Genomic DNA, 15,869 nt, shown 5'->3' on the forward strand with positions numbered 1-15,869 from the left:
GGCTCAACATGACAGCATCTGAGGTAAAATCGCCTTATGATACAATTCCAACTTAAGATATTACAAAGCTGCATCCATTAACAAATTAAGGTTTTTTAGCTCCCCTCCTTTTCAAGGAGGGGCCGGGGGTGGTTAAGCTAGTAATTATTGTAATAATAACTGATATCATCCACCAGCTGGTTGTAAATGGGTTTGGTAAATTCTAAAAACAGCGCGTTTGGCGGTGGCGGTAACTGCTCTCTGCGTTTGGTAATGGCTAATTGCGGTTTAGTTAAGGCCCTGTCGTCTCCCTTATAACTGGCCCAGCTGTCTCTCCAAACATAGGTTCCGGGAAATTTCTGTTGGTGAACCAGTTTCCTTGTTTTCCAATCAGTAATGCTCATGTCCAGTAAACCGGATGAAGAAATGTTCTTTTCAAAAATACTCAGCGTAGCTTTTACAGTGCCATAAACCGGCTTTTTATCACGCGTTTCGCCGATTACTACGCTATCACGTTTTAGCTTTTCTACCCTTTCTTTTACATAGGTTTGGCCTACCACAAAATCATCAAAATTTAAGCTGAGTACCTGATCTGGAACAATTTTTTGCTCGGTAGCTTGTCTTTCCCCGTAAAAAATAACAAACTTGTTTTTGGAATATTTTGCGATATACTGATCAATCTGCTGTTGAAAATAATCAGCGCTTAACTTATACAGACTGCTGTTAACGATAATCGGTTGTACCACAACCCTGGTTACAGCAGACCAATATGCATCTTCCATTTTTGCTTTGGCATCTTTGTAGTTTGGCTGAAGATTCAGCGTTTTCTCAAATTCGTAATATGCTTTTTTGGCGGCCTGGCGGCTACCATCTCTTAAATAGCTTAAGCCGGAATTATACCTTGCGCCGGCAGCATTATATTTAGCATCAGCCAGTTCAGTACTATATTTTGAAGGGTTCGGAATAATTGCCAAACATGCCGGACAGCTATTGATTTCATCTGCCAGTTGATTGATTTTCTGATAATCGTACATCACCGATTCCCATCTGAATAGATCGTTAGATATTTTTGCTTCCTCAATTTTCCGTAAATGATCTTTTAAAGCTAATTCGTAAGCCATTTTCAATACCTGCATGGCTTCGCTGTTTTTTGGCGAATTTTGTAGCCTGCTTACTGATTTTTGAACAGATAAATCGTAATCACCTTTTTGAAGGGCATTTTTTCCTGTGGTACATCCTCCAATAATTATGAGGGATAAATAAATAAAGTACCTTAATTTTGAGCTATTTTTCATGGCGATGGCGTTATGTTAATAAATAAAGATAATTTTAACACAATAATAACCTTATATATTAAGTAGACGATTGATAATGAAAATTAGTTGCAGGCCATTTGAATTAACGTTAAAACATCCTTTTTCAATTTCGAAATTTACCCGTACCAGTACGCCCTTAATGTTGTTGAAAATTGAATATGAAGGGGTAACCGGTTATGGCGAGGCATCTATGGTGCCTTATATGGGTGAGAGTTATGAAAGTGCGACAGCTTTTCTGAACCTTGTAGATTGGGACAAAATCCAATTTCCATTCGATTTTAAGGAGATTATTCCTTATTTAGATGTTCTGGCTCCTGGCCAGCCGGCAATCAAAGCTGCTATTGACATTGCGCTTAACGATGTTCAGGGGAAACTGTTAAATAAACCTTGTTACGAAATTTATGGTGCAGATCCTGCTAAAATGCCGGTAACTTCTTATACCATTGGGATTGATACGCCTGACGTCATCCGCGAAAAACTGAAAGATGCCGAAGCATTTAAAGTGATTAAGGTTAAGCTGGGAAGAGATAACGATCAGGAAATTATAGAAACGATCAGGAGCATGACCAATGTACCCTTATATGTGGATGCTAACCAGGGCTGGGCAGATAAGATTAAAGCCATTGATTTAATTTACTGGCTACATAACCAGGGGGTGGTATTAATTGAGCAGCCTATGGATAAGACCAACCTGGACGGGAACGCCTGGTTAACCGAACGAAGCCCTATTCCCTTACTTGCGGATGAAGCTGTACAGCGTTTAGCCGATATGGATAGTTTAAAAGGGGCTTATCATGGAATCAATGTAAAACTGATGAAGAGTTGTGGCATGTACGAAGGGCATCAGATGATTTTGAAAGCCCGTTCGTTCGGAATGAAAGTGCTGATCGGTTGTATGAGCGAAACCAGTTGCGCTACTTTGGCCGCCGCTGCTTTGGCTCCGTTATGCAACTGGGCGGATTTGGATGGGCCCTGGCTGACCAAAAACAATCCGTTTAAAGATCCGGCCTTTGAAAATGGAAAGTATATCCTCAATAATTTGCCGGGTTTAGGGCTGGAAGGTGTTACTCCTGATCTTTTTATTTAAACAGAGTAGAAATGATGAATGACAGGATGATAGAATGATTGAAGATCCTAAGCGATACGAGATAGGTGAATTTTGGCTGGGCACTATCCCTGATATTCACTCATTCAAAACTCACCCATGCTGTCATTAAATTGCTACTTCTGGTCTTTTTCTTTAAAACTTTTTCTGATGTCTTTGGTAAGTTGATACTTAAAGTAAAATAAACAAGCGGTTGTACCTACCAAAAAACCAGCTGGCAGATATTTGTGGTTATTATAACACCAAACCAGTCCGAAAATAGAAAGAATAATGGCCAGGTTATAGAAAATGTTTAAAGCAAATTTTTTTCCCACAGATAGAGGATTTTAGTTTTAAGAGAATTTACGTGCAAAGTACCAATTAGCAATAATCAATTTTCAAACACCATCCTGAGCTGAAATATTCAAAAGGTTTGCTCCTGTAAGGTTTAAGTTTGAAAATTGATCTTTGTTTGTGCTATAAAACCCTTCTCCAATTGATCATTGGAGTTTGGTTATTGGTCATTGTTTTCTTGATAATTGTTTATTGAATACTGGTTATGCTAATAAACCGGCATATTCGGATCAAAAGCTGCTTGCCAGGCCAAAATGCCGCCTTTTAAGTTATAAAGATTGTCAAATCCATATTGTTGCTCTAACTGCATAACCGCTGCAGCGCTTCTTTTTCCACTGCGGCACTGGATAATTACCGGCTTATCTTTCGCAACCTTGTCGGCCTCAATTAAAATTCCGCCCAAAGGGATGTTCTCGCCTTCAAGATTGGAAACCTCATATTCGAATGTTTCACGAACATCAATTAATTGAAAATCTTCTTTGTTATCGATTTTCTCTTTTAGTTCTTGTACCGATATTTCTTTCATTTTATAAATGTATTTATGCAAATATAGGAAAATCAAATTTACGCTCCCTATCAAAAAAATGCCATAAAATTTTGCTTAAAAGTGTAACAACCGGAACCCTTAGGCGTTTAACTATAAATAGTTACAAATGGACAAACTGAACCGTTTCTTTTGGTTTTGCTCTGGCGCTCACATCCCGACACTGGAAAAATATCCTTCAGAACAAAATAAATATACAGGCATTGGTGCCACCATTTTTTTTACCGGCCTTTTTGCTGCCCTTTCCGGAGGTTATGCCATGTATTTTGTATTTAAAGGTGATGATCTGGCCGTAATTTTTGCTATTGTTTTCGGTTTTTTATGGGGAGCAGCCATCTTTAATATGGATCGGTACATCGTGTCCAGCATTAATAAAAGTGCCAGCACCAATAAGCAGATATTACAGGCTACGCCGCGTATTCTGTTGGCTATTATGATCGGTATGGTTATTTCCAGGCCGATAGAGCTTAAAATCTTCGATAAAGAAATTAAAGAACGCCTAAAAGTAAGTTATTTAAATGGTCAGCGCGCTAAAATAGATACGCTGAACAAAGCATTTGAGAAAAAATATCAGGTAGAATTTGGCCGGTTAAACCAGCAGAAAGCTACCCGCGACTCGCTTGAAAAAGGAATCAAGGCCGACAGGCAAAAACTTAACTTCGAGATTTTCGGCAATAAAACCACCGAAACATCGGGTGTAATGGGTTATGGGCCATATGCCAAACGAAAGGAAGCAGAGATTGCACAACGTACAGCAGAGTTAGATTCGCTTAAAGCGAACATCAATAAATCGGAAAGTTTTGTAGATAAACGCAAAGAATTCGATGGATTGTTTACTGAAAAGCTGTACACCAAAAAACAGTTGGATAGTTTATCGGATATCGCCGGTTTTGCCGATCGCAACTGGGCATTAGGGCAGCTTAAATTTAATGTGGATGGTACGCGGGATAACAATACCGCAATTGCGGTTACTTTTATTGGACTGTTGTTTATCTTTTTTGAATGTTTGCCTGTTTTTGTAAAGCTGATGAGTGCCAGAGGCCCTTATGACTATGCAATTGCAGACGGGGATGAAGTATCGATTTACCATTCTAAAAAAGATAAGGATTTCCATTTGGAAGTGGCCGATAATATTCATGAAACGAGGGTCGATTCTGAGTCGTCAAAAAAGAAGGAAATCATAAAAGGCAAAGCCTATCGTGATCTCGAAAAATACGATTGGGACCGTGAGGGTTAATGATGTAAGATGTAAAATGGATGATATAAAACGGATGGTGTAGGGCGGATTATGGAAGACGGGTTATAGGAAAGGGAATCTGTTGTAAACATCAACCATACACTATTAAACCATTAACTAATAAACTACCAACCAAAAATCCTAAATTCACCCCGCTATAAATATAATATGAAGAAAATACTCTTTTTTACCCTTGTAGGGATGACAAGTTTGCAGCTTAAAGCGCAAAACATTGATAAAATCATTACCCGTGAATATACTGATCACCTGATTAAAACCTTAAGCGCTGATGACATGCAGGGACGTGCAACTTTTACGCCTGGTATTGATAAAGCAGCCACTTTTATTGAATCTGAATTCAAAAAGATTGGTTTACAGCCCCTGGCTGGTGAGAAAACTTTCCGGCAAACTTTTTATAAGTATCAGGTTAGCTCATTAAGTACAATCGTTAAAATTGACGGACAGGAAATTACACCTGCCAACATAATGGTTACAGGTGTTGCCACAGAAAGTGTTGCGCTTGATAAATCCAACGCCACTGTTGTTAAGTTAGACCCCGAAAAGCCTTTTGTAGCGCAGTTCAGGGCCATGCTAAATAGTGATAAAAGCCAGATCGTTTTAGTCGACAATAAGTTTGCTGATCTTTTTAACCGTTATAAAGATCATTTCAGCAAACCAACTACTATTGATGAAAAAGACGTAAAAGCAACCAACGGCGCAGTACAGGTTTTCGTTTTGGGTAAAGATGCCGCAACAGATTTTTCGGTAACAATTAAAAGTAAGGTAGATAAAATGCCTTTGTTTAATGTGGCCGGGGTAATTCCTGGTAAATCGAAAGCGAAAGAAATGGTCATCTTCTCTGGTCATTACGATCACCTTGGTTTCTTAAAAGCGGTAGATGGCGATAGTATAGCCAACGGTGCCGATGATGATGCTTCTGGCACAACAGCAATGATTGCTTTAGCGAAATATTATAAAGCACAAAAAAATAACGAGCGTACCTTAATCTTTGTTGCTTTTACTGCTGAAGAAATTGGCGGTTATGGTGCCAGATATTTCTCTGCAAAACTGAATCCTGATGATGTGGTAGCCATGTTTAATATTGAGATGATTGGCAAAGATTCGAAATTTGGTAAAAATACGGCCTTTATTACGGGTTATGAAAGATCTGATTTTGGAAAGATTTTGCAGAAAAACTTAGCAGGAACTGAGTTTACTTTCCATCCTGATCCCTATCCTGAGCAGAACTTATTCTATAGAAGTGATAACGCAACTTTAGCGGCTCTAGGTGTTCCGGCACACACCATTAGTACGGATAAAATTGATATTGATAAATTGTACCACAGCGTGAAAGACGAATATAATTCTTTAGATGTAGACAACATTCTTTCTACCATTAAAGCCATTGCCAAAAGTGCAACCAGTATTGTAAACGGTACAGATACGCCAACAAGGATTCCGAAGTTGAAGCAATAATAGCGATTAGATAACCTATCAGGTTTTTTAAAACCTGATAGGTTTAAACGCGATAGTAAAAAAAATGACCAGTGAAATCATCACTGGCCATTTTTATTTAGAATCTGGTGAAGGTTTACTTACTCAAATACATCGATTTGTCTTTGTAAAGCTTGCGGAAGTAAGGGTCTTCCAGATCTTTGATAAAGCGGATGGCCTCACCAGTAGATTTCATTTCAGGACCTAATTCTTTCGTTACCTCAGGGAATTTCTCGTAAGAGAAAACCGGTTCTTTAATAGCATAACCTTTAAGTTTACGCACAATGGTAAAGTCTTTCAGTTTGGCAACGCCCAGCATTATTTTAGCAGCAATGTTGATGTATGGAACATCATAAGCTTTTGCGATGAAAGGAACCGTACGTGATGCCCTGGGATTTGCTTCGATTACATAAACTTTCTCATCTTTAATGGCAAACTGAATGTTTAACAAACCACGTACATCTAACGCTTTTGCAATTTTAACAGAGTATTCTTCCATGGCCTGAGTTACCTTTTCTGATAAGCTGAATGTTGGCAATACCGCAAATGAATCTCCTGAGTGTATACCAGCAGGCTCAATGTGCTCCATCATACCGACAATATGCACATCTTCACCGTCAGAGATCGAATCAGATTCTGCCTCCTCTGCCCTATCTAAAAAGTGATCGATTAATACACGGTTGCCGGGTAAATCGCCTAACAGTTTTACAACAGCTTTTTCAAGGTCTTCATCGTTGATTACAATACTCATGCCTTGTCCGCCCAATACATAACTCGGGCGCACCAATACCGGATAGCCTACCTCGTTTGCTACAACGATGGCCTCTTCAGCATTTTCTGCAACACCATATTTTGGATAAGGAATATCCAATTCTTTTAACAGGTCAGAGAAACGGCCACGGTCTTCAGCAATGTCCATATTCTCGAAAGAAGTTCCAATAATTTTGATGCCGTTTTGGGTCAGTTTTTCAGCCATTTTCAAGGCAGTTTGACCACCTAGCTGAACAATTACGCCTTCAGGTTTTTCTAAGTCGATAATTTCGCGAACGTGTTCCCAGAAAACAGGTTCGAAGTACAATTTATCGGCCATGTTAAAATCAGTTGAAACCGTTTCAGGGTTACAGTTAACCATAACCGCTTCGAAACCCGATTCTTTTGCAGCCAATAAACCATGTACACATGAGTAATCGAACTCAATACCCTGACCGATACGGTTAGGGCCTGAACCTAAAACAATTATTTTTTTCCTGTCAGAAGGTTTTGATTCATTCTCTTCTTCAAAAGTGGAGTAATAGTATGGCGTTTTGGCCGGAAACTCTGCAGCACAGGTATCAACCATCTTGTATACCCTTTTTATGCCTAAAGCTTTACGGCGCTCGTAAACCTCATCCTCCGTAACATTGCCTAACAACCAGGCAATCTGAACGTCAGAGAAACCTTTTTGTTTTAGCGTTACAAAGAAATCCTGAGGGATATTATTTAGTGAGTATCTTTTTAATTCATTTTCAAGCAATACCAATTCCTGAATCTGGTTTAAGAACCATTTATCAATTTTGGTTACCTTACGGATAGATTCCAGCGGTACACCCATGGCCATGGCATCTTTTATCAGGAATAAACGGTTCCACGAAGCGTGCTCCAAACCGTCCATAATCTCTTCAATATTACGTACCTGTCTTCCATCTGCACCTAAACCCGCACGGTTGATTTCTAAACTCTGACAAGCTTTTTGTAATGCTTCGATAAATGTACGGCCAATGGCCATTACCTCACCTACCGATTTCATTTGCAAGCCAAGCTCTTTGTTGGCGCCTTTGAATTTATCGAAGTTCCAACGCGGTACTTTAACAATTACGTAATCTAAAGTAGGTTCGAAATATGCTGAAGTGGTTTTGGTAATCTGGTTTTCAATTTCATCAAGGTTATAGCCGATAGCCAGTTTAGCTGCGATTTTTGCAATTGGGTAACCAGTTGCCTTGCTGGCCAATGCTGATGATCGGGATACACGTGGGTTGATTTCGATGGCGATAATTTCATCGTTTGCCGGATTAACCGAAAACTGAACGTTACAGCCGCCTGCGAAGTTACCAATGGCACGCATCATTTTGATTGCCTGGTTACGCATATCCTGGTAACAACGGTCAGACAGGGTCATTGCAGGAGCAACTGTAATTGAATCTCCTGTGTGGATGCCCATTGGATCGAAGTTTTCAATCGAACAGATGATAATTACGTTATCATTGCTATCTCTTAGTAACTCTAACTCATATTCTTTCCATCCTAAAACCGCTTTTTCTACCAGTACTTCATGTGTTGGCGAAGCTTCCAGGCCGCGTTTTAAAGCTGCATCGAATTCTTCTTTTCTGTGTACGAAACCACCACCAGAGCCACCCAAAGTATATGAAGGGCGGATTACCAGCGGAAATCCGATTTCCTGAGCGGCTTCTTTACCTTCTAAAAATGAGTTGGCTATTTTAGATTGCGCAACACCCACACCGATATCAACCATTAACTGGCGGAAAGCCTCACGGTTTTCAGTTTTCTCAATTGCATCTACATCAACCCCTACAACCTTAACCCCGTATTTTTCCCAAACACCACGTTCTTCCGCTTCTTTACAAAGGTTTAGCGCTGTCTGACCGCCCATTGTAGGAAGTACCGCATCAATTCTAGGTAAATCTTCAGAGGCGATATGCTCCTGTAAAATAACTTCTATTGAATCAACAGTCAGCGGGCGCAGGTAAACATGGTCGCCAATAACCTTATCCGTCATAATCGTAGCCGGATTGGAGTTGATAATAGAAACGGTAATTCCTTCTTCTTTTAAAGAAAGTGCCGCTTGCGAACCTGAGTAATCAAACTCACAGGCTTGGCCAATAATAATTGGTCCAGATCCGATAATCAGTACTGAGCGTATGGAAGTGTCTTTAGGCATGATAAAGCTTAAAATAATTAAAATTCTAAAGTGTTTGAACCCGAAGGTGAAGAAGCAAAAGGTCTTATGCTTGCAAGAAGAAAATCCCAACTGTTCTGTCGGGATGCAAAGATACATCTTTGGATGTGATTTGAGCCGTTTTTTTTAAAATAAAAAAGAGTACTATTTTAGTACTCTTTTATGGTTTTTTCTTTTGTAAAATAAGCTACTGCTGTAATTTAATTTCGCCTAAATCGGTAGTGGCGCTATCTTTAACGGCAACCCTTTCTACTGTTGTATCTTTATACGGTGCATTGGCCTTGATTACCACAGTATAAACACCTTCTTTAAGGTTTGTAAAAGTAAAAACACCCTGATTGATCTGTGCACTTAGCGTGTCTTTCGCTGCTACAAGTGATACGGTTGACGCGGCATCAACTGGTGTAATTTTTCCGATTATGCCACCCGTTTTAATGTTGGTAAAAGCGATAGAACCCAATGCCGATATAATGAGCAGCGATAATGCAACACACAATTTTTTCATGGTATAACGTTTTAGTTGCCTAATGTCTTAAATAAATAACAGCATTTAGGACAAATAGTTTTAAATACTGAACACTATTTTTTCATTTGTACTATAAATTATACATAAATGTAAAATATAAATGTGTATATTTGTGATGAGTTCTTAATTAATGTGATAATACGTTCGTCAATGTAGTGCTGTTGGTCAGAATTAAGTCACGAAGTTGTGATGATCGGATTATTGGCAATAATGTTGTAATAACTGAAACGTATATGCGTTTTGTATATACTTTAGACAATGATCTAAAGCCTCCTCCGCGGATTAGTTACCCGCCATGAGGATTTCTTCATAAATAGTTTGTTTGGTTTATTATCCGGTTAGAGGAGCCCTCCTCAACCGGATTTTTTCTTTTAAGGCTTTTTCTTTTACATTTGACTATATTCAGAAAATGTATCGTGAATAAAAACATTAAAAAAATCGCTGTTGTTGGTCCGGAAAGTACAGGGAAATCTACGATATCTCAGTTACTGGCCAAATACTACAAAGTTTCGTGGGTGCCGGAGTATGCCCGTTATTACTGCGAAAATCTGGTTGCCGATTATACCCTGCAAGATGAAGTGAATATGTATTACGGGCAGGTAGCGTTAGAGGATGCAATTTTGGTTACCACCGAAAGTGATTTCATTATTTGCGATACCACTTTTATTACGGTTAAGATATGGAGCGATGAAGTACTTGGAGAGACGCCCCAGATTGTATTGGATGCTCTACCGAAAAAGCCTTACGATTTGTATCTGTTAATGGATATCGATTTGCCATGGCAGGATGATCCTCTTCGCGATTTTCCGGAGAAACGGGAATATTTTATGGAAGTTTGGCATCAGGAATTACAGGCGCTTCAAGCCAATTATCAAGTTATTGGTGGTTTAGGTGAAGAACGGGTCGCAAATGCCGTTAGAGCCATTGATGATTTTTTAAGCAGGTAAAAAGGTTATCTTTTTTGGGAAATGATTGTTGGTCGTTTTTTGGCAGCCGGCAGTCCCGCTTTCGCTTTAATCACCCGATGAAAAATCAGGGTTCGTGTTCGCTACTATCGGGTTTAAGAACAAGGGCTTGTTAACATGGTGCCTAAACATGAAACGTTCCTATGGAACGAAAAAAAAATAAACATTTTTTTTACCGATGATCCGTCCCGATGGGACGAGACGGTGTTATAAATTAACAACCGACCATTCTGGTTTGTTAAAAAATGTTCGCCCCGTCGGGACACCTCATTGGTAGCCAATTGTTTAATTGGCGAGGTTTAGTTCCATAGGAACGTTTGGTGTTTTAACGTTGATATCTCTACCTGCCTGGCCACCTGAACCCGATTGGAACGGATGCCAATTTCCTTCAAATTGGCAGGAGGGAAAGCGGGACTGAAAATGCCATGCGCACAGAACCGTTCATTTTCAAATCCATAATAACAAATAGTTCCACGTCTGTACGGGCAGGTATTATGCCATTAATTTTTACCCTATTAAACCCAATACATTAAAAAATATTCGGATTGCTTAAAATTTTCTACATTTGTCCCATCATTAGGGGTGCCTTGTTTAAATAAACACAAAAACAGGCTGAGATCATACCCATTTTGAGGCAAAAGGTAGAAGGTAAAAAGGTAGAGGGTTAAATCCCGTCAGCCTTAAAACCCTCCAGCCATCAACCTCAAATGCACCTGATCCGGGTAATGCCGGCGTAGGGATTGGAGTTATGGAAGTTTAACTGAAATCGGGGAAGCCCCTTTTTCCGATGGGTTTAACTAAAAACAAAACATTGAAAAATTTACTTTTTGCAGCACTTGTTGCAATGTTGCCCTTCTTTGTATCGGCACAAATTTCGGTTACGGGCAAAGTAACAGATCAGAATCAGCAGCCGCTGCCAGGTGCCACAGTTAAATTGCGGAATCAAAAAACAGCGGTGGTAACCAATGCCACGGGAACTTATAGTATTACCAACCTATCAGGCGGAAAATATACCATTGTTGTCAGTTACGTAGGTTATAAAACAGTTGAAAAGACTATTGACATTAACCAAAATACTACCGCTGATTTTAGCCTGACGCCACAAAATTTCCTGGCTGATGAAGTCATTGTACGTGCAACCCGTGCCACAGATAAATCGGCAACTACTTACAAGAATATTAGTAAGGAAGAAATTCAGCAGAATAATTTCGGGCAGGATTTGCCTTTTATTTTACAGAATACACCGGGTGTAGTGGTTACTTCTGATGCTGGTGCTGGTGTAGGTTATACAGGTATCAGAATACGTGGGAGCGATAACAGCAGGATTAACGTAACGGTTAACGGCATTCCCATCAATGATAGCGAAAGCCAGGGAACATTTTATGTGAACATGCCTGATTTTGCCTCGTCGGTTGATAACGTGCAGATTCAGCGTGGCGTTGGTACCTCAACCAACGGTGCAGGTGCATTTGGCGCAAGTTTAAACATTCAGACTACCGCCAATGAAACAGAACCCTATGCTGAACTGAACAATACTTATGGCAGTTTCAATACCTGGAAAAATACCGTAAAGGTAGGAACAGGTTTGATTAACAACCGATTTAGCTTTGATGGCCGTTTATCAAGAATCAGCTCTGATGGTTATGTAAATCGTGGCTCTTCATTATTGAAATCGTACTTTTTATCTGGTGCTTACCATGGAGATAAGGATTTATTGCGTGTAAATGTTTTCTCTGGAAATGAGAAAACCTACCAATCGTGGAACGGAATCCCACAATCACGTTTAGAAAATGATTTAGCTGGAATGCAGGCTTATATTGATAGAAATGGATTAAGTGCAGAGGATGCGGCAAACCTGCTTAACTCGGGCAGGCGATACAACAGTTTTCTTTATAATAATCAAACTGATAACTATACACAGAACCACTACCAGTTAATCTATGCCAGACAGTTTTCTGAACAGTTTTCTTTTAATGGTGCCTTACATTATACCAAGGGTGAAGGTTATTATGAAGAATACCGGGTACAGGATAGCCTGAAACATTATGGCTTGAATCCAGTTGCTGTTGCTGGTGGTACACCTATTGCCGAAACTGATTTAATTCGCAGACGTTGGTTAGATAATGATTTCTACGGCGTTACCTATGCTTTTAACTACGTACCTGAAAAGAATTTAAACTTTACTTTGGGTGGCGCATACAATGAATATAAGGGTGCGCATTTTGGCCAGGTAATTTGGGCGCAATATGCTTCAAACGGCAATATTGATCGCCATTATTATGATAATGAGGGTTTCAAAACCGATTTTAACGTTTATGGCAAGGTAAATTATAGCCCAATTGAAAATTTGAGTTTATTTGCCGATCTGCAATACCGTCGTGTATATTATGATATTGCCGGAACAGAAAATAAACTGAATACTTTGGCCATTAACCAAACCTTGAATTTCTTTAACCCGAAATTTGGGGCAACTTATTTTATTGATCCGCAAAGCAATATATATGCTTCGTATAGTGTGGCCAATAAAGAACCCAACCGTGATGACTTTACAGATGCCGCCGTGGGCGTTATTCCTAAACCAGAGCGTTTAAATGATTTAGAATTGGGCTACCGTTTTAAAAACGAACAATTTAATATAGGTGCCAATGCTTATGGCATGTTTTATAAAAACCAGTTGGTGGTTACCGGAAAAATAAATGATGTGGGCGGAAACTTTCGTCAAAATGTAGACAGGAGTTACCGTTTAGGGATCGAATTAGATGGTTCATACGTCCTTAGTCGTCAGTTTGTGTTAAATGCAAATGCAGCACTGAGCAGGAATAAAATCAAAAACTTTACCGAATATTATGATGATTATGATAACGGCGGACAAGTAGTTAAAAACTATGAATTAACTGATATCTCTTATTCTCCAAATACCGTGCTTTTTGGCGAGCTGGTTTATAAACCGGTAAGTGGTTTTGCAGTAGCTTTGCAAAGTAAATATGTAAGCAAGCAATACCTGGATAATACACAGAATAACGATAGGACGCTTAATGGTTATTGGGTAAGCAATGCACGTTTGGGTTATGATTTTAAATTTGCAGGTGTTAAAAACATGAACCTTGGTTTACTGGTAAACAATATTTTCGATAAAAAGTATGAAAGCAACGGTTATACATATGGCTATCAGTCAGGCGGAAGCAGAATAACTGAAAACTTCTTTTATCCGCAGGCGGGAACCAACTTTTTGCTAAGTTTGAATGTGAAATTTTAAGAAAGACTAAAGCAAAAAGCTGAAAGACTAAAGCAGAAAATCATTAAGATCGCCATTGCAAGATAAACGTTCAATGGCGATTTTGTTTATCTTGCCCTACTGATTTTAAAATCCTTTAATTTTAATTGTCCTGATTCAGAATGAAATACATAGAAAAACTTCATTACATCACGCACGATATCCCACATCTAAGTCACATTGAACAGGCACAACTGGCCTGTGAGGCCGGTGCAAAATGGATCCAGTACCGCTGCCTGAGCAAAAGTGATGAAGCACTGTTACAGGATATTAATGCGATAGCTGAAATATGTGATGATTGGGGAACCACTTTAATTGTTACCGATCATGTTCATTTAAATGGAAAGGCCGATATCCAAGGTTTTCATATAGAAGATATGAATGCTGATTTTATTGCCCTGCGCAAACTGGTTGGCAATGATATTACGCTTGGGGGATCTGCAAACACGTTAGAAAATCTAATCAGGCTAGCCAAAGAGGGTGCCGATTATGCCGGTTATGGTCCATTTGGAGCAACTGAAACTAAACCCAACAATTACCAACACCTGGGTTTTGAAGGTTATCAGCAAGTGGTAAAAGCATTAAAAGCTCAGGCCATCAACATTCCAATATTGGCTGTAGGCGGCATCAAAACCTATGATGTAGAAGCATTAATGCAAACTGGCATTTATGGGATAGCTGTTTCAGGGGCGATTAACTTTGCTGATGATTTTATTGAAGCCTATCAGGATTTTTACACGTTAGTTAAAGAAAGCGCTGTTAATTAACATTTTATGATTTGAACCGTGTAGGATAATTTTTAGCTTTGGATAAAGCCAAACAAAATATGTCTGAAAACGCTCTTCAAAATGCTGCACCCTGGAATATTTATAAAAAAATCTCTTTCAGGTTCTTTTTTCTGCTCCTGTCTCTTTTCATCATTCTGAATAATAACGGGGCTTTTACTTTATTGTCAAGTATACTGCAGTTGCCAAACCTGGTATTGCATGATTTTATTCCCTGGTTTTCTAAACACATTATCCACTATCATTACGATTTTACCATTTACACCAATGGCAGCGGCGATACCTCCTATGATTGGATATTGCTGCTCTTTATATTTTTGGTATCCGTAATTGGCAGCATCATCTGGTCGGTTTTTGATCGCAAACGCAAAAGTTACCACGCAGCTTATTACTGGTTAGTGGTACTGGTGAGATTTTATTTAGCCTTTACTTTGATACTATATGGCGCGATTAAAGTAATCAAACTACAGTTTCCCGATCCTTCATTGATGAGATTGCTCCAGCCATTCGGAGATGCCTCGCCAATGGGCCTAGCCTGGACATTTCTGGGTTTTTCTAAAGGGTATAATATTTTCATGGGTATTATCGAAGTTTCAGCCATCCTGTTATTATTCCGTAGAACAGTTGTTATAGGTACCTTTCTATCACTGGCTGCAACAGTGCATGTAATGGCGATGAATTATTTTTTTGATGTTCCTGTAAAACTACTCTCTACCGCACTGGTAGTAATGTGTCTTTTTATTTTAGCTCCGCATTTCTTAAAGCTATATCGCTTTTTTATTAAGTATGAAAGCCAGCAGCTTGAGCAAATGTACCGACCTGAATTTAAAAAGAAATGGCTTTATTATACGGCTTATGGTGTAAAATATCTATATATCGCAGCTTCACTACTATTTTTAATATCATCATTAATTGATCAAAGAAAAACGTATGGCAGTGCAGCGCCAAAGCCATTTATGTATGGCATTTACAATGTCGAGCACATGCGCTTTAAAGGTAAAATTCTGCAGCCACTCACAACAGATAGTACAAGGTGGAAACAGCTGATTATTAACTACCCCGGCTACGCACGAATAAAAAAGATGAACGATAGCACTGTTAATTTCACTACGGTTTTTGATCAGGGGAAAAAGATACTGGTACTCAAATCAACTGATAAAGACTCTGCAAAATATGTTTTAAACTATATCATTACGGGAAAAGACAAGCTGACCTTATCGGGCCTGACAGAAAAAGATTCGATATCGGTTAGTTTTAAACGAAAAGACCTTAAAGATTTTAAACTCATTAACAGGGGATTCCATTGGATAAGTGAATATCCATATAATCGTTAATCATTTTACGCCTGGCTGATTCTT

The 15,869-nt window shown here is 39.1% G+C and carries 12 protein-coding genes; 7 read left to right on the forward strand and 5 right to left on the reverse strand.

Annotated elements, in window-relative coordinates; translation table 11 throughout:
• Nucleotides 1–137: 137 nt before the first annotated feature.
• On the reverse strand, nt 138–1,274 hold the full coding sequence (locus DV942_RS14045) for a hypothetical protein (protein ID WP_145858454.1): 1,137 nt from the start codon (nt 1,272–1,274) through the stop codon (nt 138–140).
• Nucleotides 1,275–1,350: 76 nt separating this feature from the next.
• On the opposite strand from DV942_RS14045, the gene DV942_RS14050 reads away from it, so the two are divergent.
• Nucleotides 1,351–2,382 carry a dipeptide epimerase gene (locus DV942_RS14050; RefSeq protein WP_145858456.1) on the forward strand — a complete coding sequence of 344 codons (1,032 nt, stop codon included), beginning with the start codon at nt 1,351–1,353 and terminating at the stop codon, nt 2,380–2,382.
• A 134-nt stretch (nt 2,383–2,516) separates the two neighbouring features.
• Here the strand turns inward: DV942_RS14050 and DV942_RS14055 are convergent, their stop codons facing one another.
• On the reverse strand, nt 2,517–2,714 hold the full coding sequence (locus DV942_RS14055) for a DUF6358 family protein (protein ID WP_090981088.1): 198 nt from the start codon (nt 2,712–2,714) through the stop codon (nt 2,517–2,519).
• Between the two features lie 227 nt (nt 2,715–2,941).
• Nucleotides 2,942–3,259: a rhodanese-like domain-containing protein gene (locus tag DV942_RS14060; RefSeq protein ID WP_090981086.1), complete on the reverse strand. Its 318-nt coding sequence runs from the start codon at nt 3,257–3,259 to the stop codon at nt 2,942–2,944.
• Between the two features lie 127 nt (nt 3,260–3,386).
• Between DV942_RS14060 and DV942_RS14065 the strand changes: the two genes are divergently transcribed.
• Together DV942_RS14065 and DV942_RS14070 are read left to right on the forward strand one after the other, a co-directional pair.
• Complete coding sequence (locus DV942_RS14065) at nt 3,387–4,514, forward strand: DUF4407 domain-containing protein (protein WP_145858458.1); 1,128 nt, start codon at nt 3,387–3,389, stop codon at nt 4,512–4,514.
• A 168-nt stretch (nt 4,515–4,682) separates the two neighbouring features.
• Entirely contained in the window at nt 4,683–5,990 is a 1,308-nt protein-coding gene (locus DV942_RS14070; protein WP_145858460.1) for a M20/M25/M40 family metallo-hydrolase, read from the forward strand.
• Between the two features lie 115 nt (nt 5,991–6,105).
• On the opposite strand, the gene carB is transcribed toward DV942_RS14070, so the two are convergent.
• Together carB and DV942_RS14080 are read right to left on the reverse strand one after the other, a co-directional pair.
• Nucleotides 6,106–8,943 (reverse strand): carbamoyl-phosphate synthase large subunit, encoded by a 2,838-nt coding sequence (gene carB / locus DV942_RS14075; RefSeq protein WP_145858462.1) that lies wholly within the window; start codon nt 8,941–8,943, stop codon nt 6,106–6,108.
• A 205-nt stretch (nt 8,944–9,148) separates the two neighbouring features.
• On the reverse strand, nt 9,149–9,466 hold the full coding sequence (locus DV942_RS14080) for a hypothetical protein (RefSeq protein ID WP_090981079.1): 318 nt from the start codon (nt 9,464–9,466) through the stop codon (nt 9,149–9,151).
• Nucleotides 9,467–9,903: 437 nt separating this feature from the next.
• On the opposite strand from DV942_RS14080, the gene DV942_RS14085 reads away from it, so the two are divergent.
• The 4 genes from DV942_RS14085 to DV942_RS14100 all read left to right on the forward strand — a co-directional run bounded on the left by DV942_RS14085 (nt 9,904) and on the right by DV942_RS14100 (nt 15,845).
• Entirely contained in the window at nt 9,904–10,434 is a 531-nt protein-coding gene (locus DV942_RS14085; RefSeq protein ID WP_145858464.1) for an AAA family ATPase, read from the forward strand.
• An 829-nt stretch (nt 10,435–11,263) separates the two neighbouring features.
• Complete coding sequence (locus DV942_RS14090) at nt 11,264–13,708, forward strand: TonB-dependent receptor (RefSeq protein WP_342354883.1); 2,445 nt, start codon at nt 11,264–11,266, stop codon at nt 13,706–13,708.
• A gap of 140 nt (nt 13,709–13,848) precedes the next feature.
• Entirely contained in the window at nt 13,849–14,493 is a 645-nt protein-coding gene (locus DV942_RS14095) for a thiamine phosphate synthase (protein ID WP_145858468.1), read from the forward strand.
• 59 nt (nt 14,494–14,552) lie between these two features.
• Nucleotides 14,553–15,845 carry a hypothetical protein gene (locus DV942_RS14100; protein ID WP_145858470.1) on the forward strand — a complete coding sequence of 431 codons (1,293 nt, stop codon included), beginning with the start codon at nt 14,553–14,555 and terminating at the stop codon, nt 15,843–15,845.
• Nucleotides 15,846–15,869: the final 24 nt, after the last annotated feature.

The organism is Pedobacter suwonensis, from assembly GCF_007833675.1.
Classification (GTDB): Bacteria; Bacteroidota; Bacteroidia; order Sphingobacteriales; family Sphingobacteriaceae; genus Pedobacter; species Pedobacter suwonensis.

What these genes read in the sequence shown, in the direction of transcription:
- DV942_RS14045 (WP_145858454.1), bottom strand. Translation starts at nt 1,274, where the DNA reads ATGAAAAATAGCTCAAAATTAAGGTACTTTATTTATTTATCCCTCATA.
- DV942_RS14050 (WP_145858456.1), top strand. Translation starts at nt 1,351, where the DNA reads ATGAAAATTAGTTGCAGGCCATTTGAATTAACGTTAAAACATCCTTTT.
- DV942_RS14060 (WP_090981086.1), bottom strand. Translation starts at nt 3,259, where the DNA reads ATGAAAGAAATATCGGTACAAGAACTAAAAGAGAAAATCGATAACAAA.
- DV942_RS14065 (WP_145858458.1), top strand. Translation starts at nt 3,387, where the DNA reads ATGGACAAACTGAACCGTTTCTTTTGGTTTTGCTCTGGCGCTCACATC.
- DV942_RS14070 (WP_145858460.1), top strand. Translation starts at nt 4,683, where the DNA reads ATGAAGAAAATACTCTTTTTTACCCTTGTAGGGATGACAAGTTTGCAG.
- carB (WP_145858462.1), bottom strand. Translation starts at nt 8,943, where the DNA reads ATGCCTAAAGACACTTCCATACGCTCAGTACTGATTATCGGATCTGGA.
- DV942_RS14080 (WP_090981079.1), bottom strand. Translation starts at nt 9,466, where the DNA reads ATGAAAAAATTGTGTGTTGCATTATCGCTGCTCATTATATCGGCATTG.
- DV942_RS14095 (WP_145858468.1), top strand. Translation starts at nt 13,849, where the DNA reads ATGAAATACATAGAAAAACTTCATTACATCACGCACGATATCCCACAT.
- DV942_RS14100 (WP_145858470.1), top strand. Translation starts at nt 14,553, where the DNA reads ATGTCTGAAAACGCTCTTCAAAATGCTGCACCCTGGAATATTTATAAA.